We start from the raw sequence: 23666 nt of genomic DNA on the forward strand, positions 1-23666 counted from the left end.
TTTTAATGAAAAGATTTGTTGTAGTTTTAAGTTTTATTTGTTTTGGTTATGCCAATGCACAGAATACAAATATTACCATAGATAGAAATTTAAATCTTTCATGTTCATTTGAAAAAGTAATTTTAAAAAATCCAGATCATAACTTTGAAACATTCACAAAAGATCAAATTAAGAGGGATGATATTAATAAATTAGTAATAGAGTCTAAATCACCAAATCTATTAAACATTAAAAATTTATCTAATTTTATTGATAAAATTGAACTAGACGTAAAAATTTCTAATAAAGATGTCGTTTTAATTCAAGCTCTTGATGAAAATAAAAATTATTCAGAATCAGCTGTTTTAACTTTTAAAACAGGAGAACTTATTCACGAAATAACAAAAAATATTAATCAAAAAGAAAAAGAAAAGGAAAAAGAAATTTTATTTTACAACTGCAAGAATAAAAATCAAAATACTTGATGATTTTAACCAAATAATTCTAGGAATATTATCAATTTATATAAATAATAAACTACAGAAAGTGCTATAGAAACTTTCACAACTCTTGGCCAAAACCAATTTTTATTATTACTTGCACTTCTCCACATCGCAACAGTAATTATTAATGTATAAATCAACAGTATTGCTAACTCTATTACGAGTATTGTTGCGTAAAAATTATTAATATTAGAAAAGATTTGTTTAATAATTAACTCAGGATTTTGATTATAATTTATAAGAGATTTATCAATTGAATCTAAAGCAAAAAAAAATGTTATAAAAATTATTAAGCTAAATATTAACTGGTATAGGGTTCCATAAACCCAGAATGTTTTACCAAGTCCGTAGTCACCTTTAATCAAATTTTTTAAAAAATTCATTGATCTTCTATAGTCCTAAAAATCACTAAAAAATAAACAAAATATTTAAATCTATTAAGCAATAAACAGATTTTTTGATAAATAAATATTTTTTTTTCCATATAATAATTTAAAGTGAAATAATCATTTCATGAAAAAAGTACTAATTACATTATTTTGTTTAAATTTTATTTTTTCTTCAGCTATTGCTGACTCTCTTGGAAATCTTAGAACAGTAAATCATTATCTATCAAATGGATATAATTTAGAGAGTACAATTTTAATAAATGATCAAAAAATATTGTATAATCTTAAAAATAATGGTTCGTCAAAAATGCAATTTGAACCTAAGTTAATTACTTGTATTTATAATATAAAAAAAGAAACAACGAATTGTTACAAACCTTAAGAATTTTCATCTTAATAAATTTATAAATTCATTTTGAAGTTGTAAAAATATGATCAAATTGTTTTAAGAATAAAGACTCTATTATTCATATTTGTTAATATTTAATTATGAAAAAGTCATTTATAGTAATTTTAATTTTATTACTTTCACAATTGCAATCTTTTGCAAATGATCGAGACATAAGGCTAAATCAATTATTTAATGAGCTCAAAGTTAATAAAGCAAAAGTAGCATCTATTGTTGAACAGGAAATTTGGTCTTTATGGAGTACTCATCCAACTGATGAAAAGCTGACTGCTCGTTTAGAAGAAGGTTCAATGTTTGTTAGAAACCAACAGCCAAAAAGAGCAAGAGAAATATTTACTGAAGTAATAAATCTTGATGAAAATTGGGCTGAAGCTTGGAATAAGAGAGCAACTGTTCTTTATATGTTAGGAGAATATCAAAAATCACAAGATGATATTGATAAAGTCTTAGAATTAGAGCCAAGACATTTTGGTGCTTTAGCAGGACAAGGTTTAGTGAACATTCAATTAAAAAATTTTGAAAAAGCAATTAGAAGTTACAAACAAGCACAAGAGATTTATCCGTCCATGCGATCTCCAGAAATCATGATAAAACAAATCGAAGATTTGATGAAAGAACAAACAATTTAAAATGTGTGGAAGATACGTTGTTAAAAATCCAGTTACTAAAACTAGTTCTCTAGTTAAATCTGCAATTCAGGTTGAAGATAGTGAAAACTATAATGCTCATCCTTATCAAAAACTTCCAGTTATAAAAAAATATAAAAATGGAAATACCTTAGAATCTTTGAAATGGGGTTTGGTTCCAAGCTGGGCTAAAGATAAAGATTTTAAAGCTCTGATTAATGCACGACTTGAGACCATAGATGAAAAGGTTTCATTTAAAAAATTGATAAAAAATAATCGATGTGTTGCCGTTGCAGATGGATTTTATGAATGGAAGAGGGAAGAGAAAGAAAAAACTCCTCATTATTTTACCCGTAAAGACACCAATACCATCTATTTTGCTGGAATATTTGAAGATGATCAGTTTTGTTTAATTACAGAAGAAGCAAAAGAAAATATTAAGGAAATTCATCACCGACAACCAGTTATTCTTAATCAAGCGGATGTTAATAGATATTTAAATTTAGAATTACAAGGATCAGCGTTTCTAAATGAACGTAAATCACCAGATCTTATATTTCATGAAGTTTCAAAAGATGTAAATAAGCCTACTAATAACAGCGCTTCTTTAATACAAAAATTATAAATCTATTTTCTTTTATTTTTTTTTAAACTTAAAGTTTTTAGGTCTTTTTCTATTTTTAAATTTTCTTTTATTATCTTTGTTTTCAAATTTTTTGAATTTCTTCTTTTTACTTAATTTATTGTTAGAAAATTTATTCTTAAATTTCTTTTTAAATTTATTTTTTTTATTAAATTTCTTATTCTTTTGATTGTTTGGTCTTGCTTCTTCTTTAACTTTAAAATCAGGATCTATTAATTTTTGTATAGATCTCCACATACTTCTGTCGTTGTTTGTTAAAAAAGTTAAAGCAGAACCATCTTTTCCAGCACGACCAGTTCTACCTATTCTGTGAATATAATCTTCTGGAACTTGTGGAAGATCGTAATTGATTACGTGTTTTATAACTGGAATATCTAATCCTCTTGCTGCAACATCTGTTGCAATTAAAATCCTACTATTACCATTTCTAAATCCTCTAATAACTCTATCTCTTTTACTTTGTCTAAGATTTCCATGAATGGCATCAGCTTTATGGCCATCATATTTTAATCTTTTTACAATTTTATCAGCACCATGTTTAGTTTTAACAAAAACTAAAATAGATCCACTTCTTTCAACTAATTGATTAATCAACTCATGATATTTCTTGTCTGCTGTGATTTGAAAAGTTTCTTGTTTAATTTTTTCAATTGGAGTTGATAAAGATCCAACAGACACTCTTTCAGGATTGTTAAGATACTTTTGAGAAATTTTTAAAATGTTTTCAGGTAAAGTTGCAGAAAACAATAATGTTTGATGATTTTTTGGAATAAATTTTAAAATTACTTCTATTTGAGGAGTAAATCCCATATCTAACATTCGATCTGTCTCATCTAGAACTAAGTAATTTACTCTAGATAAGTTCAAACTTTTTCGTTCTATGTGATCGTTAATTCTTCCAGGGGTTCCAACTATAATTCTTGCTCCTTTTTTTAATTGTCTTAGTTGTTTTTGCATACTCTCACCACCAATTAAAAGAGCATTGCCAATTCCTATTTCTCTAATATTAAGTTTTAAAACAGTTTCCATTACCTGTGTTGCAAGTTCTCTTGTTGGACAAATTATTAATGCCATTGCTTGCTTATCTTTTAAAAGCTTATTTAGCATTGGAATTGTAAATGCTAGTGTTTTACCGGTACCTGTTTGAGCAGTTCCTAAAACATCTTTTCCTTCTAAGCTAATTGGTATTGATTGACTTTGAATAGGGGTTGGAGTTTTAAATTCAGCTAATTCAATTGATCTTTTTAATTTATTTTCAATATTTAGATCAGAGAAGTTCATTATGCTGGGATTGATATAAATTTTAAGAAATTGAGTGTCTGCTTATATCTTTTTGTACCAAATACAATAAATAGTTTGGGAGGATTAATCTCTGAAGTTTACAAAATCTATTGGAAGTCCAATATCAATAGCTTTAATTGCTGCTATAGCTTCTTGAAGATCATCTCTTTTTTTACCATCTACTCTTAATTCATCACCTTGAATTTTTACCTGAATTTTTAGCTTAAGTTTTTTAATGTCAGCAATTACTTTTTTTGCATTTTCCTGGCTAATACCTTCTTTAAGTTCACTTACTTGTCTAATTGCTCCACCTGAAGCACCTTCGGAACTTTTAACCTCTAAAACTCTTGGATCTACTTTTCTTCTTACTAAATGAGTTTGTAATAATTCATTAACTTGCTTTAATTTTAATTCATCAGGAGCATTAGTGGTAACTGATTTATCTTTTCGCTCTATAGTGATGTGAAGTCCTTTAAAGTCATATCGATTGCTAATTTCTCTTAAGCAATTTGCTAAAGCATTATCAAATTCTTGATAATTAATTTTACTGATTACATCAAAAGAAGGCATAATTTATTTATACAATAATCTATTTTTTATTAAACGAAATTAAAGATAATATTAATTTAAAATATGAAAAAAATTAAAATCCATATCAGAAATAATCATTGGAAAGAGGGATTTTTGCCTTGTGATGCTGAAGGTGAGAAAAATAATACAATCACTAAGGAAGAAATTGAAAAGGGTTTTGATCAATATCCTGAGTTAAGGGACAAAGTTGAATATGTAATTGATTGGGATGACGATAATTTTATCTCATCAATGCAATCAGCTAACATTTTACTCGGCTGGCAGTTTCCAACAAAAGATTTAAAACAAATTGCACCTAACCTTAAATGGATCCATGTGATTTCCGCTGGTGTTAATCATTTATCTCCATTTGATTGGATGAACGAAGATTTAGTTTTAACAAACAGTAGTGGTGTTCATGCTAAAAAAGCAGGGGAATTTGGTTTGATGAGTATATTAATGCTCCAAAATCACATGACTAGAATTGTAACCAACCAAAAAAATAAAGAATTTGTATCTTTACTTGGAAAACCAATCGAGGGAAGGAAAGTAGTTGTTGTTGGAACTGGTTCTTTAGGTGGTTCAATGATTAAACATATCAGTAAGCTTGGAGCTGAAGTTATTGGTGTAAATAGAAAAGGAAAAAATGTTGAGGGGTGCTCTAAAGTTATTACATTTGATAAAATTGATGAAGTGTTACCTGATGCTGATTTTTTATATTTAGCAGTTCCAGAAACGGAAGAGACTAAAGGATTAATTAATAAATCTAGATTAGATAAATTAAAATCTACGTGTGGGATTGTTAATATTGGAAGGCAATCTGTTTTAGATTATGAAGCTTTAAGGATTAAACTTCAAAAAAATGAAATTGCTGGAGCAATTTTAGATGTATTTTCACAGGAACCTATTCCAAAATCATCAAACCTTTGGGATACTCCAAATTTAATTATCACTCCTCATATTTCATCTGATAGTGAGGGGAATTATATTGAGATGGTTCTTAAAATTTTCTTTAAAAATTTAAAATTATTCACAGATAATAAAGAATTAATTAATCAAATAGATAGAAATTTAGGATACTAGTTACTATATATAAAGAACATATGTTGAAAGTATATTTAGCAGGAGAAATTCACACAAATTGGCGTGATGAAATTATTGATGAATGTAAAAAACAAAATTTAGACATTCAATTTTCGTCTCCTGTAACAGATCATGCATCTTCAGATGATTGTGGTGTTGAAATTTTAGGACCTGAAGAGAAAAATTTTTGGAAAGATAGAAAAGGGGCTAATATCAATTCAATTAGAACTAAAAAATCGATCAAAGATTGTGATGCGATCATTGTTAAATTTGGTGAAAAATACAAACAATGGAATGCAGCATTTGATGCTGGATATGCATCTGCATTAAACAAATCAATTATAGTTATTCATAGTGACGACCATCAGCATGCCCTTAAAGAGGTAGATGCTGCAGCTTCAGCTGTTGCTTCAGATCAAAAACAAGTAGTTAGAATTTTAAAATACGTTTTAGAAGGTTCATTAAAATAAAGTAATGAAATTATTAAAAATACTCTTTGTATTCGTCTTTTTAAACTCATCAAATTTATATGCAGAAATTTATAAATTAAATTGTAAGTACACAGATGTAATTAGAGGAGGCAACAAAAGTGTTAAGACTTCTGTTTGGTACATAAATAATGAAAAAAAGATGATTGCTCTAGCAAAAATAAATAATACCAATGTAAAATACACTTCAAATAAATGGGATGATAAAAGTTTTGGAGTCAAAAATGATGAGGTATTTATCAATAAATCCCAAATGAAAATTAAAAATAATATTTATGGAGTAGGAGCGGGTACTGATAAAAATAGTAAAGAAGTTCTTTTAATCGCTCTAAGCGAAGAAGGTTTAGATAAAGATCCAACTTGGATTAAAGTCCAAAAAGATACCAAAAAATTAGTTAAAAGTAGAAGTGAAAAAAAAATTAGTGATGCAGAATATGGAAAGCAAATGGATAAAATTTACAAATTAAATGATCAAGTAGTAGCTAAATGGACAATACAGCAATCATGCTCAAAACCAATTAAAGTAAAAACTGCTAAGAAAGATCCCCTTAATAAGGTTAAAGACAAGTTAAAAGAAACTTTAGATAAAATTAATTAATATTTAAGATCATAAATATTTGGTTTAATTGAATTTTCAAATTTAAGATGAAAAAAATACTTTGGTTTAGACACGATTTAAGAATTGAAGACATTAAAGATTTTCAACCTCATCAAATGAGCAAAAAACAAGCAGTGTTTGCAAGACATCTTGGAATGAAAAATAATAATGTTCCAACAATCACAACTAAAAATCTTAGAATAGAAGAATTGTATAACTTAAACGATGATGAGTTTAACAGACTACAAGAGCAAGGTGTTTCAAAGAGGTTAGGAAATTAAAAATTTTTTAATATCTAAATAAAATCTTACGCGTTTAGATAACCAACTAGTAACGAAATAAAAGCACCTACGTGTACGACCATTATTGCTTTATCTTTCCACATAACTCCAACTGCAAACCAAAGAAAAATTCCTAAAAAAAATAAATAAACATTATAGGGAGTCATGTTTAATCCAGTCATCCCATAGCCAATTAATTGAATGATGGTTGCTATCCATTTTACATAATCAACTAATTTTATGTCTTTAATCATAAATTTATAAATTAATCTCAAGTTTCATATCACTTGAAACAGTAAAGGAAGCATCTTCAAATGAGGGTGGTCCAAACTTACCTTTGGCATTATTACTAAAACCAAATTGCTCTTTTGGTACGCCAAATAAATTTCTGTCCATTTTATTATTGTAGTTTTTATCAACAAAAATACCGATAGCATAAGTACCATCTGGTAATTCAAATGTGTAAGTGACACTTCCAGTTTCTACATCTTCGATTACACCTTGAATAATGCCTTTTGCTGCACCACCTTTTTCACCATCATCATTTTCAAATACCTCTGCATCATCATAAATAGCTAAATGCATTTCACCTTTTTTCTCAATATTACTAACTTTCACAATTACAGTTGCAGCATAAGTATGAGATATAGTAATAAGAAACGGTAAGATAAAAATTACAAATAAATTTCGATAAAACTTGATCATGACTTTATTATTCAATGAAGCGCACCCTATACCACTTCATGCAATTATGGCAATGATTGCAATAATTTTAGGTGGTATTCAACTTTCTATGAAAAAAGGTGGAGCAATTCATAAATTGTTAGGTCGTATTTGGGTAGCCTTAATGCTGATTGTAGCGATAACCTCTTTTTTCATACACGAAACAAAAATGTGGGGAGATTATAGTCCTATACATTTATTGAGTTTGTGGACAATTTTCTCTCTTGGTCTTGGAATTTACTTTGTAAGAGTTGGTAATATTAAACGTCACAAACAAGTAATGATCGCAACTTATTTTTTTGCTTTAATTCTTACAGGCTTTTTTACGCTTTATCCAGGACGTATCATGCATCAAATTTTGATAGGCTGAAAATACTAAAATTAAGATCTAATTTATACGTTTAAAGATTTTGTTAAATTGTATTTAGCTAATAATAAAAACATATCATTTAGAAACTCACCAGGTATATTTCTATCAAAACAAGTTTTGCAGCTAAGATTATCTTTATTAATCAAGACATGAGCAAAAGCTTTATTTACATTAGAAAAAGGGTTTCCAAAATCTAGTTTTTGACCTTCTGAGAATGAAATTCTAATTATATCACTTAGCTCTTGAGACATCTTTTCTGCATCTCTAAAATTACCCTGTTCAACATTATTACAAATTTCTCTTAAAATTTTCCCAAAACAATTTGCTGAGCTTAATAAAAATCCATCATATTTTCCGTGTGGCTGTAAATGATCAAAATAATTTTCCTCTGCTCCTCTTAAAAATATTAAATCATTAAAATTAATTCCAGAATTAACAACATCATCCTCACCACTAGTGTCCTTAAATAATTGAATTCTATCTTGAAAATTGTCTTTTAAAATTTTTAATGTTTCAGGTTCAATATTGCATCTTACTACTTGAGGCAGTTGATAGATAGAAATTGGCAAATACGTATTTTCAATAATACGTTTAAAATGTAAAATAATTTCTTCTTGTTTGATGTTTTCATCAACAGGAGCACATAAAGTTAATCCAAAAAATCCTGCAGAAGTTCCATTTTTAATTATGTATCTTTCAATTATATCTGTTCGTCTTAGAACGTCTTCTGTTGTTTTTCCAAATGCTCCAAATAATATTTTGTTATCTTTTTTAATTAAAGAATTATCATTTAATATATCTAACCAATTGATTATTAATTCATCAGTTAAATTCCACCCATCCCCTGTAGTCCCGCATACCAAGAATTGTTTTACATATGGGTCTAACCAATTGATATGTTTTTGAATAAGCTTTTCATCTAGCTCTAAATTTTTTGTGTTTTGATAATGAGAAATAATTGGGACCCAAAGTGGATCAAATGATTTAGATTTATTCATGTAGTAATTAATTACATGAAATAAAAAATAAATTTTCTCTATTATTACTAATTTATAGTTGAATATTAGTAAATTATATAAGATATTTAGTAAATATTAATAAAATTTATTAAAAATATGGATGAAGTTGATAAAAAGATTGTAAAAATACTTAAAAATAACAGTAAAACCACTCTTCAAAATATAAGTGAGAAAATAAATTTAAGTATTGCCCCTACTGCAAGAAGAATAAATCAATTAGAAGAAAACAATATAATTAAAAATTATTCAGTAAATATTGATGAAACCTCACTTGGTTACAAATTTCCTGCCTTCATATTTATTAGCTTAGAAAAACAGCAATCAAAAAATTTTGATAAATTTGAGAAAAAAATTTTAAATTTTCCTGAAGTTGTTGAGTGTTGGTTAATGACTGGAGCTAAAGATTATTTAATACGAATTGCAGTTAAAGATGTTGAGGAATTTGAGGATTTTTTAACTAAAAAACTAACTGTAATAGAGGGCGTTTCTTCTGTTGAAACCTCTATACCTTTGAGAAGAGTAAAGTCGGAATACTCCCGTGTGGAATAAATTTTTCAGATATCAAATTTTTCTAATAAGAAATTGATTAATAAATTGTAAATGAATGCAAAACTGAAAATATAAAACAGAAAAATTGCAGCTTTAGAATTAAATATGTATCCAGTGGAAGTTAAAAGAACTAAGAAAAAGCTTATCGATAAAGCAAGTTTAGATAGTACTTTTTTCTTTAAATGAGATTTAATAACTTTTTCCTTCATATATCCTATTAACTAAAATACTTAATATACCAATGAATTTTAAAAAATATATATGGAAATGTAGATTGTTAGTTTTGAATACTCCAAATTACACTAATCAAGAGTATAAAAATTCAAAAGATATTTATCAAAAACACATAAAAGAATTTCATAAACGATTTATTAAATTAGTGACAAGATTAGATAAAGCTAAAAACTTTAGTGTGAGTTTAATTGGCTTTGATGGAACCGAAAAAGCTAAGTTAGATACAATAAATCTTAAAAAGATATTTAACTTGGTTGATAAAATGCCAATGAATAAAATGATAAAAGATAAAAGTTTTAAACCTTTAAATCTTTCATTATTTTCTGATTATAAACCTGAGACAACTTTACATGGTTTAGGTTTTAAGAATAAAGAAAAGGCTCTTTATACAGTTAAAGCTATCAAAAAAAGATCAATTAAGTATCAAGTAAATGTTATTGCAACAATGCTTGGAAGAGCAAAAAATCATCCCAATAAAACTAAAGATATGGATGATGCAATTGTAATCTTTGAAAAGTGGATGAGAATGTATAAAAAAAATAAAAAAACCTAAATTAAAGAATATTATAAATTTAATTACCTATTAAAATATGACTCTAATTGAAATAGTAGCTTTAATAATTTTTTTATTTCCTCTAGCTTTTAGCCCAGGACCTGGGAACATGTTCTTTGCAGCTAATGGAGCTAGATTTGGTTTTGTTAAAACTTTATCAGCAAATTTTGGTTATCATCTTGCAACGATTATAGTTACTTTTCTTATAGGTTTTGGTTTTAATATATTTTTTTCATTTATTAATGATCAATATCAATACATTCAGATAATTGGATCATTATATGTAATCTATCTTGCCTATAAATTTTTCAAAGCAAGCACATATGAAAATAACAATCAAAATTTAAAATGTACTTTTGTTGATGGAGTTATACTTTTAGTATTTAACCCAAAAGCTTATGTGATAATTTCTTTAATGTTCACAATCTTTTTAGACGGTTCTCAAAGTTTAATAAGAATAATTTTAATCAGTATAATTTTTACAGTAAATAACTGCGTATCATTTACTCTGTGGACATTATTTGGTGACTTACTTGGTGCAAAATTTAGAAATGAAAAATATTCTAAAATATTAAACAAAATCTTCTCATTGTCTTTATTTTTGGTTGGCATATGGATGCTTTCAATTAAAATTTAAAAATACAAAAAATGAAAAAACTTATATCTGCAATAATTATTAGCATCTTAAGCACAAGCGCTAATGCTGATGATCAGCAAACTTTTGTGTTTAATAACCTACAAGGAGATTTCACCACTTGTTATAGTTATTACTTGTTATCTGAAGAAGGTTTTAAAAAAAGTGGTAGTGCTAATGATGAAACTATCGCAGGACTTAATAAATCAGCAGATTTATCATTAGAATCTGTTTTTATGATTGGTCAGCAATTAGGCATGAACACAGATACAATGAGAAATAGAGTTAAAACATCCTTTGAAAGTATGAAAAATGAGATGGGTGAAGATTATAAAAACTTTTCAAAAGTTTTAGATAAATACGGAATATTTTGTAAGGACTTAATAGAAAAAACAGACGATAGAGTTGTATTCTGGGAAGATAAATTTAAGTAAATTATTATTTAGATAATTAAGGGTTATGTTAACCTAACGTTAACTAATGAGTAATATTTATCATTCAGATATTTATCAGTTCAATAAACCTGTTCCTAGTTATTGGGAAGCAACTTCAAGTGAGGATTTAAACTTAGACAAACTTCAAAAAGATATTAGTTCTGAAATAGTAGTCATAGGTGGGGGTTACACAGGTTTACTTTGTGCAATTAATTTAATTGAAAATTATAATTTAGATGTGGTTTTGGTTGAGGCTGGAAAAGTAGGTTGGGGTGCTTCTTCTCGTAATGCGGGGTTTTGCTGTCTTCCTCCAAGCAAGATGTCTTATAAAAAAATGCAATCTGTTTATGGAACAGAGGAGACTAGAAAATTTTTTAAAAATTCTGTTGAAGGAGCTAATTACACTAAAGAATTAATTGATAATTATAATATTGATTGTGATGTAACGGGTGAAAATAACTTTGTAGTAGCTCATCATAAAAACAAATTTGACCAAATTAAAGATCAAGCTGAAGTTTATAAATCTGAATTTGGTATAGAGACTAAAGTTTTTTCAAAAGAAGAATTTGATGAAGTAGGTCATGGTGGAACTGAGCAATTTGGAGCTTTTTCATATAAACCTGGTTTTGCAATCAATCCTTTAAAATTTGTAAACGGCCTTGCAAAACATGCTTTGTCTAAAAAGTTAAAAATCTATGAACACACAAAAGTTGAAAAAATAGAAAAAGAAAATGGTTCTTTTCTTTTAAAAACTAATGAAGGTTCAATAAAAACAAAAAAAATAGTTGTTGCAACTAATGGATTTTATCAAGAAGGATTAATTCCCGAAATGGATGGAAGAGTTTTACCTGTTATATCAAATATTATTGTAACAAGACCACTTACCAATGAAGAGCTTAGCTTACATAACTTTAATACTTATGCCCCAATAGCTAATTCTAAAAACCTTTTGTATTATTATCGAAAGTTACCAGATAATCGAATTTTGTTTGGCACTAGAGGAGATTTTGAAGGAAGCAATCAATCAAATCAAAATAGAGCAAATGATATGGAACAATTTTTAAAAAATATTTTTCCTAAATGGAGCAATGTTACAATTGATTATAATTGGAGAGGTTTAATTGCATTATCACAAAAACTAACTCCTTCAATTGGTAAAATAGATAATGAAGAAATTTATTATGGATTTGGTTATAGCGGAGTAGGAGTTAGTGCAGCTCCTTGGACTGGAAAACAATTATCTAAGCTAGTTTTTTCATCGAATAGTAAAGACTTAGATATATCGTTAATTTACAAAGGTTTGCCTAAGAAATTTATTTTACCACAATTAAGAGTATTTTATTTTAAATTAGCAGTGTGGTTTTATAGAATTAAGGATAAGTTTAATATTTAATGATTGAGTTTATAGATATATTTTTTAATCAATACTTAAGGATATTTGTAGGAGTTGTGCTTATAGGTCTTATTTTATTTTCTTTATATTATAAATTTAAATAATAACTCATCTAGTTGGTCATAATCTTTTATATAGCTTGATGCTGATGGATTTTTTTTAGTTAAATCGCTTTCCTTTATATCAGCAAAATTAATTTTTAGATTTTTCATTCTTTCAATAATTGGAGGATGTGTGTCACAAGGGTGATACATTTCATAAGCTATTATCATTGTTAAGATATCTTTAAATTTATAAGATACTAAATATTCTCTGTAATTTTTATTGAATTCAGAAGTCAGTGATTTCCCTTTATTTTTTAAAATATTATCAAATAAATTTCTATTAATTTGCGAGTAGATATGAAATTTACATAACCCAGAAATCATACTTTTTTTATCTTTACATATTTTAGACCCGATTGTGTCAGCCCTAAATTCTTGATCCATGCAAATCTTAAAGTTTTTAATTAACATATTAATTGTTATGTACATAATAGGATTGAACAGCATCATTAAAAAAAATTTTTCAAAAAATGCAAATATCGTTCCGGTGATACCCATTTCTTTTTGATTTTTTTCGTTTTCTTCAAATCCTTTTCTAAAGAATTTAAATTTTTCAGTGAGTGTAAAATAAAGAGATTTATACTTGTCACTATATTCTGTATCCTCACCAGAAAAGTGAGCTAATTCATGTCCAATAAGTCCACGCAATTCATCTTTAGTTAAAATATTTAACATTAAATAGGAAATAAAAAGAGTTCTGCCAGTTAACAATTCTTCACTGTCTCTATTTATTAAATTTACATCAGAAGAAATTACGAAAAAACCTTCATTAGTTCCCAAGATAACATTGTCAGGAATTTTAGTTTTTATTTTATTTGAACATTCTTTAATAAGTTTAAATAACTCAGGCTGATCATTTTTACTTATTTTACATCCAACAACATCAAGACTAGTTTTTTTTTCAAATTTATAAATTATTGATATGACAACAAAGAATGCACTTAAGGTGCCAAGTATTGTTGCACTTAATATTAAAAATGACCAATGTCTTAGTTTAAATTCTGGAAAAATATTATTTATGGATACAACAATAATAAATAAAAAAATTAAGATAACTAAAAGTGTCGTTATTTTAATTATTAACCATGTTAATCTGTAGTAAGCTATGTATATACTTGTTAATCTTTTATGATCTATTCCTACGTACCAATTGATAATTAATAGTACTGATAAATTAAATACAATAAGCGCAGTTAAAATTTTTGATAGGATTTGAAAATAATAAACATATTTAATATCTAGATTAAAATAATTTGGATTTGTAAAATCATTTATAAACCTAGCCTCATCAGTGCTCACTATTTCAATAAATGCTAAATAAATTAAAGGGACAAGTAAAAATAAAAATAATGATTGAATTACTAATCGATAGCTATTTTCATAATATTCATCAAAAAGTTTACCTATATTCATTTTAATTTTTTATAAAGTTAGCCTGATCTTAATTTATCTCCTAAGCTTCTTTTTTCATTGTACCATCTACAGTTATCACAATCTTGACCTGACTTAGGATATTTATCAGATTCTAAACATGCTTTTAAATCTACAAGTATGTCTTCAATATAATCTGTTTTAAGTTTGTAAGGTAACAGAGTAGTTTTGAAATTTACTTTTTTATCAAATGAAGTTTGACTTTGATCTGCAGCATTACAGATTAACCAATAGCCTGTATCATGGACCTTGAAATCATTAAGTTGTAATAAATAAGCATAAAAATCTAACTGTCTTAAATATCCTTTGTGATAATGTTTTGAGGATGTTGTGTAATCCTCTAGGTTTTTGTTAGATGTTGCTTTGTAATCTAATACAACGATTTCATCTGTATCTTTGTTAAGCCACAAATCATCTAAAGCACCATAAATTTCAATCCCAGTTTTTTTAGAAGTTGCTCTTACACCACTGAAGTTGTGTCTGTACTTACGTAATGTTTCCTCATCTAAGCCATTATAGGGAACAAAATTTAATTTATATTCCTCAAATATAGGATGAGGTTTACCTTTAGCTCTAAGTTCATCAAATTCTTCTTTTAATAAAGCATCAACCCTTGAATTAATCGGAAATCCAGGTGTACTTGGTGGCTTAATTTTATGTTTTTCCAAAAGATAGAAGCAAAGAGGGCACTTAATAAAACTATCCCATTTAGATCTACTAATTTTCATTGTTCCTCCATTTAAGATTATCATTAAACATAGTGATTAGGAAATTTATCATTTTTTATACCTCGCAATTTGTCTGTAACATTGTGGTTTAACTGAAGATTTACCAATGATTTTTACTTCATCGTTTTTAAAATAATAAATCCAATAGTAGTGCTCATTATTTTCTTCATCAAAAACTTCCTCAATTCTAATTTCAGTAATTTTATCCATCAGTGGTAAGTCCTTTCTTTCTTCAAATACTCAAAATACAATTTAAAGATACCAAGCCTTACTTTTCTCATGACACTGTCCCATTCTTCCTCAGAATTATTTGATAACCAGGGTAGATCTTTCTTTTTAAGTTTAAAAACCTCTAAAAATACTTGATCTACAGATTGAAGTAGATGATTTACATCTTTTTCACCCTGAACAGCGATTAAATTAATAAGCTTATCGTGATCGGATAACTTTGATATTTTCTTTTTCATATTTACCTATCTGAACGTAAAGCTCAAAAAAGATAAACCTGTCTATTTTACTGACCATATATATTTTACCATTTAAAAACTTTCGTTCTTAATTGTTAGTTTTTAGGTAAAACGATTTAAAGATTTGGTACATTTATTCCCGTTAAGCATCAGCTAAAACTAAAAAGTTTTAACTCTTAAAAGGTTGGCAATGTAGCTGAAGGCAGGAAATATACACTGATCAGTAAAGCTTAATGTATATATCTTGCCTTCATCAAATTATTAAACCTTACCTAAATCACACCTTATACTTAAAATAGACAAATTCAATGATTAAATTTTAATTTATATGATTCATAATTTTTTTAATTGGTGTGTTTATGTCTTAGAGGTTATAGGAAATGTAACAGGCATGGGCTACGAACTTGCAAACATCGTCATATTTGTAATTTTACAACCTGCTTTAATTTTATTATTTTTTATTCTTTGGAGAATGGAGAAGAAAAAGAATAAATAATAAGCAATTAGACTCTCTGTTCAGGATTTGTTATTATAAACAATGTCTAATCCTTTTATTTTAATAGCTAGAATACGTGTCAAAGAAGGTAAGGTTGAAGAATATCTTAAGATAGCAAAAGAAGCAGATGACGCCGTTAATGAGTCAGAACCAGATATGCTTATTCATACTTTTGATCAAGATCCAACAGATCCTTTAGAATTTACGTGGAGTGAAGTTTACCGAAACAGTGAAGCTATGGTGCATCACCTTAATAATCCTCCCGTTCAAGCCTATGTTGAAAAACATCAAGAGATTGCTGACAGATTTGAAATAGAAGTTTATGGGAATATTACAGAAGAGACTATAAAAGCAATTGAAGATACAAATGTACCTTTCAAGCATTTTAAAACTACTGAAGTAGGATATATTAGAAAAAAATTTTTTGATAAGTGAAAAAACTTCTATCGATCCTGGTTCTTAGTTTGTTGTTTGGGGGTAGTGCTCATAGTTTCATGACTTATGGTGAGTTTAAAGAATTAATATTATCAGATGAAACAAGTGCTAAATGGTATTTGAGAGGAATTATAAATGGAAACCTGTCTCACTCTAGATACATGAATATTGAAAAACCAGAAAATGAACATCTCTATTGTCCTCCAGATGATATTAAATTTAGTATGGAACATGCAGTTGAAATGATTCAAACTGAGGCTAATAGAATTAAAAGTGAGACTAGTGAAGATATTAATAAAGCGTTAGTACCATTATTATATATTTGGGGAATGCAAGACACATATCCGTGTGAATAAATTTTATGTTGGAAGTATTAATAGCAGTAGAATTAGCTTTTTTAGCTTATAAATTAATCATAGATTAAAAGAAGTCAAATTAACAAAATCATATTTCAAACAATTTTTTGAATTAAGATTTATCAGTGAAAAGAATTATCTTTTTTATATTTACCTTTTTCCTACTGACACAATCATCATATGCAATTTTAAAAGTAACCAAGTTACCTCATGAAGATGCAGATATAGAAAGAATATACAAATTAGATAATGGTAAATTTATTTTTATTGAGCAATTTGTAAGAGGCCATATTATTTGGGAATACGACCAAGAGTTAGATAAATTTAAGGAAATATCTGGTGTTTGGGGCTTCATTGATCTTGCATCAAAATGTGAGCAAATAAAAAGCAAAGATATTTATTTTGCAACTACTTTAGAATATTGGTTTGCTGGTGGGACTAATATTGATTATCCAGAGATAAGAATATTTGAATTATATGAACCCAATCCATGGAGAGATACTGATATAGGAATTACACCTAGCATGAAATATGCAAAGGAGTGGTGTACTTTTTATAAACCTTATTATATAAAATAAACACTGTCCGTGATTTAGAAATAACTCTACTTGCTTCGGACATTAAACATTAACGCTAAAGGAGCATATGAAATATAAAATCAAAAAAGCAAAAAAAGATGACCCAATTTATAAAAAAGGGTTTTCCATTAGTTCTATTAAGGACTACTTCCAATCAACGAAAGATAGAGGATTAAAGCCTTTATTTTTTGAAAAAATAGGAGACAAAAACTCTACCCGAGACGAAAAACTTCAAAATCTCATTAGAGTCTTAAAAGAAAATGGTTGGAAAATTAAAGGAGGGCATGATGGGAAAGATAATTAGTGCAAGGCTCGCAACTGATAAATATGATCCAATGGGTCTTTTAGGAACATATGAAATTTTTAAACCTAAAAAAAATTTTAAGAAAAATAGAAAAAAGCCCAAGGTAAGAAAAAATAAAAAATAACCATAAATTGAACTCTCTAGCTTTATTTGATAAAATTAGAGAGTAAACAAATGATAAATTGGGAAATAGCTTTAGCAGTGTTAATTGTTGGTTTGTCTATAGTGATGCCTATTTATTATTCTTATCAAAAAAAAGTTGAGAAACAGAAAGTAGAACAAGCTTTAAAGCATGGCAGAGAAGTGGCCGAAGGTGAAAAAATTAGAGTTTATTTAAATCAAATCAACGAAACATTTAGAAAAAAAAGAAAATAATTTTTTTTCTTATTTCATAAATAAAACAAGTTTGTAGCAAAATTCAAACAAACACTATTGATTTAGTGGGATCATGCATTGGATTTCAATCCTTTTCTATCGTATTCCGCTGTTTTTATTATCTCCCTTGTTGCGTAATTCGAACAAACAGAAAAGGATTGAGTCTATTACCAACTATAAACTTTTAACTTTAAAAAAATCAACAAACCCCAGGAGTTCTAATACATGGAAATAAACCGTGTCTGTAAGTATTGCCACGTGAATACATACATTGCATACGATAACTGTAGCCCCGTTTACAAACAATCATTTAAATTTGAAATAAAACCAGGAGAACATAACAGCTTAGTCTGGGATAAAATCATAAAAATATTTAGGAAGCATGGATACAAAGTGGAGCTCAAATCATGAAGAGAGTTCTGCTTATTATTTTATCGCACTTATTGCTATTTTTTATTGTCTTTGCCTATCAAGCCCAAGCACATGCTGAAGATGAGGAATGGACGATAGATAGTTTAGAAACCATGGCTTATGCAAGAGTTTCAGGAGAAGTTATTCATGGTGATAATTTAAATTTCTTCATCGACTCTAGAGATGATTGTCAAAAAGTATGGAATAACTTTACATTTGTTACTTACAATGATCCTGGAGACATCAAGCAGCTTATAGGAAAACATATTCCAATAACGATTAATGGTGAAGAAATAACAGCAAAAGTTGAATTTATTTCTCCTTTCTTAAAACTTGGTTGGAGAGTACTTTTTACCATCGGCACATATCCTGTGAAAGAATACATCAATGTATTAAATAATTTTTATATTGAAGAAAAAAAATATGAAATCAAAATTATTGATGGCATTGATTTTAAAGCAGATAAATACTTTGATATTTCTGTAAACAGTTGGAAATTAGATAACTTAGTACCATCTGTCTTAGCAGCTCATAAACTTTGTAAACAATTAAACGACATGGAGAGTTAAAATGCTTAGAATTTTTTTATTAATTATACTTTTGTTTCCTAATATTTCTCATGCTGACAAAGGTCTTAATCTTTCTTGTAAAAATTTATTATCAGCTCTTGGAAGACAATATGAACCTTTAAATTTTAAGCTTGAAGTAACCGGATTTCACTATTTTGATAAAGATCATAACGAATTTAGGGTTATTCCATCAGACGAATTGGTATTTGGAGACGACATGTTTGTTGCTAAATTTCCAGAATATGAATTAGGTTTTCAAAGAATAGTATATGCTGGTGAAACAGAGCAAATTATAACTATGTCTAAATATGATTTTATAAATGATAAATTTTTAGCTCACTATGAATGTGATGTAGAAACAACATATATTGATTAATTGTTATGACTGAACAAAACAAAAAAGAAATTATTTATTACTCAAGCTGTTCAATGGATCCTGGAGTCAGTGTTGAGTTGTTAGAGAATAATAAGGGTAAAATATTTGATGGTTTTGAAGAAGTGGTTGATTTAAAGGAACATAAAATTTTACATTTTTGGGATAAAATGAACGAATTGCAAGTTTGGAAATGGAAAAGCAAATATATAATGGAAGGAATTTTAGATGGTCATGAATGGGAATTAAAATTAAGAAATAGAGAAGGCAAGATTAGAAATTTCTACGGACACATGAAATATCCAGATAACTACAATGACTTCATTAAAGAATTGAACAATCTCTTTGGTTCAGAAATTCAAGACAAAAAATATGAAATATGAAGAAAGAAGTAATTGAACTTAATGTTATTTGGTATGGGGGTCAATTTGGTTTCTGTTTAGATGAAAATTCATCAAAAATTAATGATAGTAAATTAAATCATTTTTGGAAAAAAGTTGAAGAGATGGGTGTTTGGAAGTGGAATAAAAAATATCCTTATTGGACACCAAAATATCAACCTTTAACTTGTAGTAGAGATTGGAAGTTAAAGTTAAGAGATAAAAAGGGTAGGGCAATTTATTGTTCTGGGTATGAAAGTTTTCCTAGAAAGTTTAAAGATCTAATCAAAGAACTAAACACTTTGTTTGGGTCAAGTATTCAATTTTAAGCGTTCTTAAATTCAAATAATTTTAGTGATATAAAATCTCGTCTAGATATCTTCTTTTTCAATTTTGGTATTTTAACTTTAAGAGATCTAATAAATTTTAAATATTCAAAAAATCTTAGAGTAGAAACAGTCTTTCTCACAACAGCAGCAATACATAAACCTACTAAAAAACTAATCAATGAAACTCCCATTGCTTTAACTGTCAAAGCAAATGCACTTACACTAGCTCCTCCTTTAATAATACCCCATTTAAGATTTCGCATCTCTTGTTTATTAGTTGATTGATTATATCGATAAGCAAGAACTACAATAGAAGTTATCGTTCCAATTGGATCGCCATGAACAAAACTAGAAGCTAAAACACCAGATGCTATTTCAGAAAATTCTTCTTTGTGTCTTTTTTTCCAACTAAAAAATAATGCTAGTGGACCAATAGAACTTGCAAGTAATTCATTGAACTCAACGTGTTTTATATCTTCAACCCATTTTTGAGGCACTTTAATCGCCTCGTTAAATTGATCATAAATTACTGTGTATGATTTAGAATAAGTTGAATGAGCTATATTTGATATTAAGTTTACGTAATGTTTCATTGTTTTATTTCATTGTTATAACTACTTATAAATTCTTCAAGGTTTGAGAACTTTATTGCACCATTTTTAATAGTATCAATATTTCCTGAAGCATTTATGTCAAAACACCATACTCTTTTATTTAATTTTCTTGCCCATTTTATGGCATGCATACTACCACCGTCAATTTTACTCTCTATTAAAACTACATCACTTGCCATCATTGCTTGAATTCTATCTCTTTCGACCAATCTAAATCCCTCTGCTTTAACGCCAAAAGGATATTCAGATAATAAAATACCGTTAGTTAAAATTTTTTTTGCTAAATCTCTATTCTCTGCAGGATAAATTGAGTCTAAACCATTTCCTAAAATAGCAATTCCAATACCATTCAAATTAGCAACCTTTTGGTGTGCGATAGTATCTATTCCTTTCGCTAAACCACTAGCAATTATAATTTGTTTTTTAACAAGATAATTTACAATTTTTTCTGTTATTTCTTTTGACTCTTTAGAATTGTTTCTGGTTCCAATTACTGTGAATATTTTTTTATTATTTAGATTTAAATTAGTCTTATTTATTAGAAATAATTGATTTGGAAATTCTGACTGTTCAAAATTATTATTTAAAAACATTTTATTTTTAAAAAAATTAAATTTATCATTTTCAAAAATATTAATTACTTCAACTTTACCATTATTAATTTTTTTTAAATCTTCCTTGCTTATTTTGTAATTAGATAAGAATTCTTTTTCTGAAATTTTGGTATCTATTTCTAAAGCTTTGTAAGCTTCATTTAGAGGTAAAGTATTAAGGTTTTCAATTAATGAGATAGATTTAAATATTTTCTTTCTTCCAAAATTTTTAATTTTAGAAAGAGTTAAAATTAAAGTGTTAATGTTTAATGTTGTCATCAGTAGTTTTGCCGAATATTAATAAATTTAATGATTTTGGGTTTGTTTTTTCTTTAATTAATTCTGAGTAAGCTATAGCTGATTTACCTGTAGTAATAATATCATCAATTAGTAATACGTCTTTATTATTGAAGAGTTCTAAATCAGAAATCGAAGATGATTTTTTATGCAATTCCTCATCTCTGTAACCTCCTAGGTGTGCAGGAATAATATCCTGAGTTCTTTTAATTGATTGGCTTGCATTTTCAAATTCAGGGTTAATTTTACAAAGTTCTCCAATAAGATCCTCACAACCATTTGGTTTAGAAACCTTTGAAGAAGGTATTCTGCATATTGTTATTTTTTGTTTTTTTAAAATTGTGTTTAGCGCTTTTGATAAAAAGTTTATATATTTTTTATCTCTATTCTTTAAAGCTCTCATAATAATATAACTATTGTCGTGATCTTCATTATGGCCTGGTACGAACTTGAATTTATCTTCCCAATACCTTGATGATCTTAAATCCTTCTGACATTTGAATTTTAATAATAATTCTTTTTTATTCCATTTATTGCTAAAAATACTTTCAATATCTAGGACTGCCGAGTGAAACTCTTTTAAATAGTTAAAATTTAGTCTGTTCATTGGGATATAGTTATAGACTGAATAGACAATCAGATTTCCTCTCAAATTCGTTTTTTTATTTAATTGTTTAAAGGCTTTGTCATTAAAAATAGTGTTTTCGAGTAACTCTTGATCAGTTGGCTCTGTTATTTCAGAAACTTCTATAATATTTAGACAAGTACAGAGTTGTTTCGCTAAGTCTTCAAGTGATGTAATGTTATTTTCTTTAATGTAGTAATTTGAAACTTCGTGCTTACTATTACATGAAGGACAAATTAGCATTACATAACTCATTATAATTTTGATAAATTTTCAACTAAAGTTTTAATCTCGTCCATAGTTGTATTTCTTCCAGCACTAATTCTAAATGATCCATCAATTCTAGCATCATCTAATTTTATAGCAGATAAAACATGAGATCTTTCTATTGTACCAGATGTACAAGCTGAACCGCTTGATAACGCAATGTGAGGCATAAAGTTAAACAATTGTTCAGCAACCTTTCCTTTGATTGCTATATTTAAATTATTTGGAATTCTTCGATCAGTATTTCCATTAATTACATAATCAAGGTTAGAGTTATTTAATTCTGAAACTAATATAGATTTTATTTCTTCAAAGTGTTTCGTATATTTTTCTCTATTGTCTGTTAAATCTTTACAAGCCTCTCCTAAACCAACACACAAAGCAGGGGACAATGTCCCACTTCTTAAATTCATTTCTTGTCCTCCACCACTCATAAGAGGTCTTAAAGTATTTTTGATATTATTCGATATATACAGAGCACCAATACCTTTTGGACCATAAATTTTATGCGCTGAAATTGAACAAGCATCAATATTCATTTCAACAACATCAATTTTTTGCGTTCCTATTGATTGAGCAATATCACTGTGAAAAATAGAATTATATTTTTTACAAAGTTCACCTATCTCTTTAATTGGTTGTAAAACACCTATTTCATTATTTGCATGCATAATTGAAACTAATGCTTGCTTTTCTTTTAATAGGTTTTCTAAATCAGAAATTTTAATGATACCATCTTCATTGACATCAAGATAAGTAACTTTAAATCCATCTTGTTCTAGTTCATGACAACTTTCTAAAACACATTTATGTTCTGTCTTAACTGTTATTATCTGACAATCTTTTTCAAAATAGTTTTTAGCGATACTTTTAATAGCTAAATTATTACTTTCAGTTGCACCTGATGTAAAAATTACTTCACTTGTTTCAGCATTGATTAAATTTGCAATATTAGTTCTTGCTTCATCGACAGCAGTGTTAGCAGATCTACCGAACTCGTGATTGTTTGAATGAGGGTTACCGAAATTCTCTGAGAAATAAGGGATCATTTTATCTAAAATCCTTTCATCAACAGGTGTTGTTGCTTGATAATCTAGATAGATTTTGTTGCTCATTTAGCTTCTGATTCTGTTTTACCTTTGTTCTACTTGCTTACTATACGTTAAAAGCCCTGT

40 protein-coding genes are annotated in these 23666 nt (G+C 27.6%); 25 read left to right on the forward strand and 15 right to left on the reverse strand.

From position 1 onward, the window contains the following. The first annotated feature begins 5 nt into the window (after positions 1-5). Positions 6-464: a hypothetical protein gene (locus ACTTAW_RS03950; protein WP_440651220.1), complete on the forward strand. Its 459-nt coding sequence runs from the start codon at positions 6-8 to the stop codon at positions 462-464. 5 nt (positions 465-469) lie between these two features. Here ACTTAW_RS03950 and ACTTAW_RS03955 read toward each other — a convergent pair whose 3' ends face one another. Then, entirely contained in the window at positions 470-865 is a 396-nt protein-coding gene (locus ACTTAW_RS03955) for a hypothetical protein (RefSeq protein WP_440618578.1), read from the reverse strand. Between the two features lie 130 nt (positions 866-995). Between ACTTAW_RS03955 and ACTTAW_RS03960 the strand changes: the two genes are divergently transcribed. The 3 genes from ACTTAW_RS03960 (at position 996) to ACTTAW_RS03970 (ending at position 2531) form a co-directional block, all read left to right on the forward strand. Continuing rightward, complete coding sequence (locus tag ACTTAW_RS03960) at positions 996-1253, forward strand: hypothetical protein (protein WP_262589412.1); 258 nt, start codon at positions 996-998, stop codon at positions 1251-1253. 107 nt (positions 1254-1360) lie between these two features. Further along, on the forward strand, positions 1361-1909 hold the full coding sequence (locus tag ACTTAW_RS03965) for a tetratricopeptide repeat protein (protein ID WP_440647658.1): 549 nt from the start codon (positions 1361-1363) through the stop codon (positions 1907-1909). A gap of 1 nt (position 1910) precedes the next feature. Next, entirely contained in the window at positions 1911-2531 is a 621-nt protein-coding gene (locus ACTTAW_RS03970) for an SOS response-associated peptidase (RefSeq protein WP_440618575.1), read from the forward strand. A 12-nt stretch (positions 2532-2543) separates the two neighbouring features. Here the strand turns inward: ACTTAW_RS03970 and ACTTAW_RS03975 are convergent, their stop codons facing one another. Further along, positions 2544-3830 (reverse strand): DEAD/DEAH box helicase, encoded by a 1287-nt coding sequence (locus tag ACTTAW_RS03975; RefSeq protein ID WP_440651221.1) that lies wholly within the window; start codon positions 3828-3830, stop codon positions 2544-2546. Between the two features lie 84 nt (positions 3831-3914). After that, positions 3915-4400: a YajQ family cyclic di-GMP-binding protein gene (locus ACTTAW_RS03980; protein WP_262589405.1), complete on the reverse strand. Its 486-nt coding sequence runs from the start codon at positions 4398-4400 to the stop codon at positions 3915-3917. 63 nt (positions 4401-4463) lie between these two features. On the opposite strand from ACTTAW_RS03980, the gene ACTTAW_RS03985 reads away from it, so the two are divergent. Genes ACTTAW_RS03985 through ACTTAW_RS04000 form a run of 4 tightly spaced genes read left to right on the forward strand, consistent with a single transcriptional unit; the run spans position 4464 to position 6850 of the window. Beyond that, entirely contained in the window at positions 4464-5483 is a 1020-nt protein-coding gene (locus ACTTAW_RS03985) for a D-2-hydroxyacid dehydrogenase (protein ID WP_440651222.1), read from the forward strand. 20 nt (positions 5484-5503) lie between these two features. Then, positions 5504-5953, forward strand: a complete 450-nt coding sequence (locus tag ACTTAW_RS03990; RefSeq protein ID WP_440651223.1) for a YtoQ family protein — start codon at positions 5504-5506, stop codon at positions 5951-5953. A 4-nt stretch (positions 5954-5957) separates the two neighbouring features. Further along, positions 5958-6569 carry a hypothetical protein gene (locus tag ACTTAW_RS03995; RefSeq protein WP_440651224.1) on the forward strand — a complete coding sequence of 204 codons (612 nt, stop codon included), beginning with the start codon at positions 5958-5960 and terminating at the stop codon, positions 6567-6569. A 47-nt stretch (positions 6570-6616) separates the two neighbouring features. Continuing rightward, entirely contained in the window at positions 6617-6850 is a 234-nt protein-coding gene (locus tag ACTTAW_RS04000) for a hypothetical protein (protein WP_440651225.1), read from the forward strand. Between the two features lie 26 nt (positions 6851-6876). Here the strand turns inward: ACTTAW_RS04000 and ACTTAW_RS04005 are convergent, their stop codons facing one another. Further along, positions 6877-7104 (reverse strand): DUF6552 family protein, encoded by a 228-nt coding sequence (locus tag ACTTAW_RS04005; RefSeq protein ID WP_440618568.1) that lies wholly within the window; start codon positions 7102-7104, stop codon positions 6877-6879. A gap of 4 nt (positions 7105-7108) precedes the next feature. Then, positions 7109-7555 (reverse strand): DUF2141 domain-containing protein, encoded by a 447-nt coding sequence (locus ACTTAW_RS04010; RefSeq protein ID WP_440651226.1) that lies wholly within the window; start codon positions 7553-7555, stop codon positions 7109-7111. Between ACTTAW_RS04010 and ACTTAW_RS04015 the strand changes: the two genes are divergently transcribed. Beyond that, a complete protein-coding gene (locus ACTTAW_RS04015; RefSeq protein WP_440651227.1) occupies positions 7554-7943 on the forward strand; it encodes a DUF2306 domain-containing protein in 390 nt (129 codons plus the stop codon). The two genes, ACTTAW_RS04010 and ACTTAW_RS04015, sit on opposite strands and share 2 nt — an antisense overlap. 23 nt (positions 7944-7966) lie before the next feature. Here ACTTAW_RS04015 and ACTTAW_RS04020 read toward each other — a convergent pair whose 3' ends face one another. Further along, entirely contained in the window at positions 7967-8941 is a 975-nt protein-coding gene (locus ACTTAW_RS04020; protein WP_440651228.1) for a dihydrodipicolinate synthase family protein, read from the reverse strand. A gap of 117 nt (positions 8942-9058) precedes the next feature. Here ACTTAW_RS04020 and ACTTAW_RS04025 point away from each other — a divergent pair, with 117 nt between their 5' ends. Continuing rightward, the gene (locus ACTTAW_RS04025; protein WP_428080313.1) at positions 9059-9511 is read left to right on the forward strand and encodes an Lrp/AsnC family transcriptional regulator; all 453 of its coding nucleotides are present in this window, start codon (positions 9059-9061) and stop codon (positions 9509-9511) included. Between the two features lie 5 nt (positions 9512-9516). Here ACTTAW_RS04025 and ACTTAW_RS04030 read toward each other — a convergent pair whose 3' ends face one another. Further along, positions 9517-9720, reverse strand: a complete 204-nt coding sequence (locus tag ACTTAW_RS04030) for a hypothetical protein (protein WP_440651229.1) — start codon at positions 9718-9720, stop codon at positions 9517-9519. A gap of 32 nt (positions 9721-9752) precedes the next feature. On the opposite strand from ACTTAW_RS04030, the gene ACTTAW_RS04035 reads away from it, so the two are divergent. From ACTTAW_RS04035 to ACTTAW_RS04050, 4 genes are read left to right on the forward strand one after another with little or no spacing between them, the layout of a single operon-like run. After that, positions 9753-10298, forward strand: coding sequence for a DUF4174 domain-containing protein (locus ACTTAW_RS04035; protein ID WP_440651230.1), 546 nt, complete (start codon positions 9753-9755; stop codon positions 10296-10298). A 37-nt stretch (positions 10299-10335) separates the two neighbouring features. Next, positions 10336-10935, forward strand: coding sequence for a LysE family translocator (locus ACTTAW_RS04040; RefSeq protein WP_440651231.1), 600 nt, complete (start codon positions 10336-10338; stop codon positions 10933-10935). Positions 10936-10946: 11 nt separating this feature from the next. Further along, on the forward strand, positions 10947-11366 hold the full coding sequence (locus ACTTAW_RS04045) for a hypothetical protein (RefSeq protein ID WP_440651232.1): 420 nt from the start codon (positions 10947-10949) through the stop codon (positions 11364-11366). Between the two features lie 46 nt (positions 11367-11412). Then, positions 11413-12759 (forward strand): NAD(P)/FAD-dependent oxidoreductase, encoded by a 1347-nt coding sequence (locus tag ACTTAW_RS04050; RefSeq protein ID WP_440651233.1) that lies wholly within the window; start codon positions 11413-11415, stop codon positions 12757-12759. A gap of 83 nt (positions 12760-12842) precedes the next feature. Here the strand turns inward: ACTTAW_RS04050 and ACTTAW_RS04055 are convergent, their stop codons facing one another. From ACTTAW_RS04055 to ACTTAW_RS04070, 4 genes are read right to left on the reverse strand one after another with little or no spacing between them, the layout of a single operon-like run. Continuing rightward, positions 12843-14276 carry a M48 family metalloprotease gene (locus tag ACTTAW_RS04055; protein WP_440651234.1) on the reverse strand — a complete coding sequence of 478 codons (1434 nt, stop codon included), beginning with the start codon at positions 14274-14276 and terminating at the stop codon, positions 12843-12845. A gap of 17 nt (positions 14277-14293) precedes the next feature. Beyond that, positions 14294-15046 carry a PD-(D/E)XK nuclease family protein gene (locus ACTTAW_RS04060; protein ID WP_440651235.1) on the reverse strand — a complete coding sequence of 251 codons (753 nt, stop codon included), beginning with the start codon at positions 15044-15046 and terminating at the stop codon, positions 14294-14296. A gap of 24 nt (positions 15047-15070) precedes the next feature. Next, positions 15071-15232 carry a hypothetical protein gene (locus ACTTAW_RS04065; protein WP_440651236.1) on the reverse strand — a complete coding sequence of 54 codons (162 nt, stop codon included), beginning with the start codon at positions 15230-15232 and terminating at the stop codon, positions 15071-15073. Continuing rightward, positions 15232-15489, reverse strand: a complete 258-nt coding sequence (locus ACTTAW_RS04070; protein WP_440651237.1) for a hypothetical protein — start codon at positions 15487-15489, stop codon at positions 15232-15234. Before ACTTAW_RS04070 ends, ACTTAW_RS04065 begins: the two co-directional genes overlap by 1 nt. A gap of 328 nt (positions 15490-15817) precedes the next feature. Here ACTTAW_RS04070 and ACTTAW_RS04075 point away from each other — a divergent pair, with 328 nt between their 5' ends. From ACTTAW_RS04075 to ACTTAW_RS04125, 11 genes are all read left to right on the forward strand, one after another. Beyond that, positions 15818-15985 (forward strand): hypothetical protein, encoded by a 168-nt coding sequence (locus ACTTAW_RS04075; protein WP_440651238.1) that lies wholly within the window; start codon positions 15818-15820, stop codon positions 15983-15985. Positions 15986-16027: 42 nt separating this feature from the next. Further along, positions 16028-16420: an antibiotic biosynthesis monooxygenase gene (locus ACTTAW_RS04080; RefSeq protein WP_440634311.1), complete on the forward strand. Its 393-nt coding sequence runs from the start codon at positions 16028-16030 to the stop codon at positions 16418-16420. Further along, positions 16417-16776: a hypothetical protein gene (locus tag ACTTAW_RS04085; RefSeq protein ID WP_440651239.1), complete on the forward strand. Its 360-nt coding sequence runs from the start codon at positions 16417-16419 to the stop codon at positions 16774-16776. The genes ACTTAW_RS04080 and ACTTAW_RS04085 overlap by 4 nt, the downstream gene beginning before the upstream one ends. Positions 16777-16901: 125 nt before the next feature. After that, entirely contained in the window at positions 16902-17354 is a 453-nt protein-coding gene (locus tag ACTTAW_RS04090) for a hypothetical protein (RefSeq protein WP_440651240.1), read from the forward strand. A gap of 67 nt (positions 17355-17421) precedes the next feature. Next, on the forward strand, positions 17422-17658 hold the full coding sequence (locus ACTTAW_RS04095) for a hypothetical protein (RefSeq protein ID WP_440651241.1): 237 nt from the start codon (positions 17422-17424) through the stop codon (positions 17656-17658). Continuing rightward, a complete protein-coding gene (locus tag ACTTAW_RS04100; protein ID WP_440647277.1) occupies positions 17642-17782 on the forward strand; it encodes a hypothetical protein in 141 nt (46 codons plus the stop codon). Before ACTTAW_RS04095 ends, ACTTAW_RS04100 begins: the two co-directional genes overlap by 17 nt. Positions 17783-17832: 50 nt before the next feature. Further along, on the forward strand, positions 17833-18033 hold the full coding sequence (locus ACTTAW_RS04105) for a hypothetical protein (RefSeq protein ID WP_440651242.1): 201 nt from the start codon (positions 17833-17835) through the stop codon (positions 18031-18033). A gap of 407 nt (positions 18034-18440) precedes the next feature. Next, positions 18441-19013 carry a hypothetical protein gene (locus ACTTAW_RS04110; protein ID WP_440651243.1) on the forward strand — a complete coding sequence of 191 codons (573 nt, stop codon included), beginning with the start codon at positions 18441-18443 and terminating at the stop codon, positions 19011-19013. A gap of 1 nt (position 19014) precedes the next feature. Then, positions 19015-19389 (forward strand): hypothetical protein, encoded by a 375-nt coding sequence (locus ACTTAW_RS04115; protein ID WP_440651244.1) that lies wholly within the window; start codon positions 19015-19017, stop codon positions 19387-19389. A 5-nt stretch (positions 19390-19394) separates the two neighbouring features. Further along, the gene (locus tag ACTTAW_RS04120; protein ID WP_440651245.1) at positions 19395-19769 is read left to right on the forward strand and encodes a hypothetical protein; all 375 of its coding nucleotides are present in this window, start codon (positions 19395-19397) and stop codon (positions 19767-19769) included. After that, positions 19766-20095: a hypothetical protein gene (locus ACTTAW_RS04125; protein WP_440651246.1), complete on the forward strand. Its 330-nt coding sequence runs from the start codon at positions 19766-19768 to the stop codon at positions 20093-20095. Before ACTTAW_RS04120 ends, ACTTAW_RS04125 begins: the two co-directional genes overlap by 4 nt. Here ACTTAW_RS04125 and ACTTAW_RS04130 read toward each other — a convergent pair. From ACTTAW_RS04130 to ACTTAW_RS04145, 4 genes are read right to left on the reverse strand one after another with little or no spacing between them, the layout of a single operon-like run. Next, positions 20092-20688, reverse strand: a complete 597-nt coding sequence (locus ACTTAW_RS04130; RefSeq protein WP_440651247.1) for a hypothetical protein — start codon at positions 20686-20688, stop codon at positions 20092-20094. The two genes, ACTTAW_RS04125 and ACTTAW_RS04130, sit on opposite strands and share 4 nt — an antisense overlap. Continuing rightward, positions 20685-21581, reverse strand: coding sequence for a DNA-processing protein DprA (locus tag ACTTAW_RS04135; protein WP_440651248.1), 897 nt, complete (start codon positions 21579-21581; stop codon positions 20685-20687). Before ACTTAW_RS04135 ends, ACTTAW_RS04130 begins: the two co-directional genes overlap by 4 nt. Then, complete coding sequence (locus ACTTAW_RS04140) at positions 21562-22479, reverse strand: phosphoribosyltransferase (protein WP_440651249.1); 918 nt, start codon at positions 22477-22479, stop codon at positions 21562-21564. Before ACTTAW_RS04140 ends, ACTTAW_RS04135 begins: the two co-directional genes overlap by 20 nt. Next, complete coding sequence (locus tag ACTTAW_RS04145; RefSeq protein WP_440651250.1) at positions 22479-23606, reverse strand: cysteine desulfurase family protein; 1128 nt, start codon at positions 23604-23606, stop codon at positions 22479-22481. Before ACTTAW_RS04145 ends, ACTTAW_RS04140 begins: the two co-directional genes overlap by 1 nt. Positions 23607-23666: the final 60 nt, after the last annotated feature.

The organism is Candidatus Pelagibacter sp. HIMB1495 (assembly GCF_052047955.1).
Lineage (GTDB): Bacteria > Pseudomonadota > Alphaproteobacteria > Pelagibacterales > Pelagibacteraceae > Pelagibacter.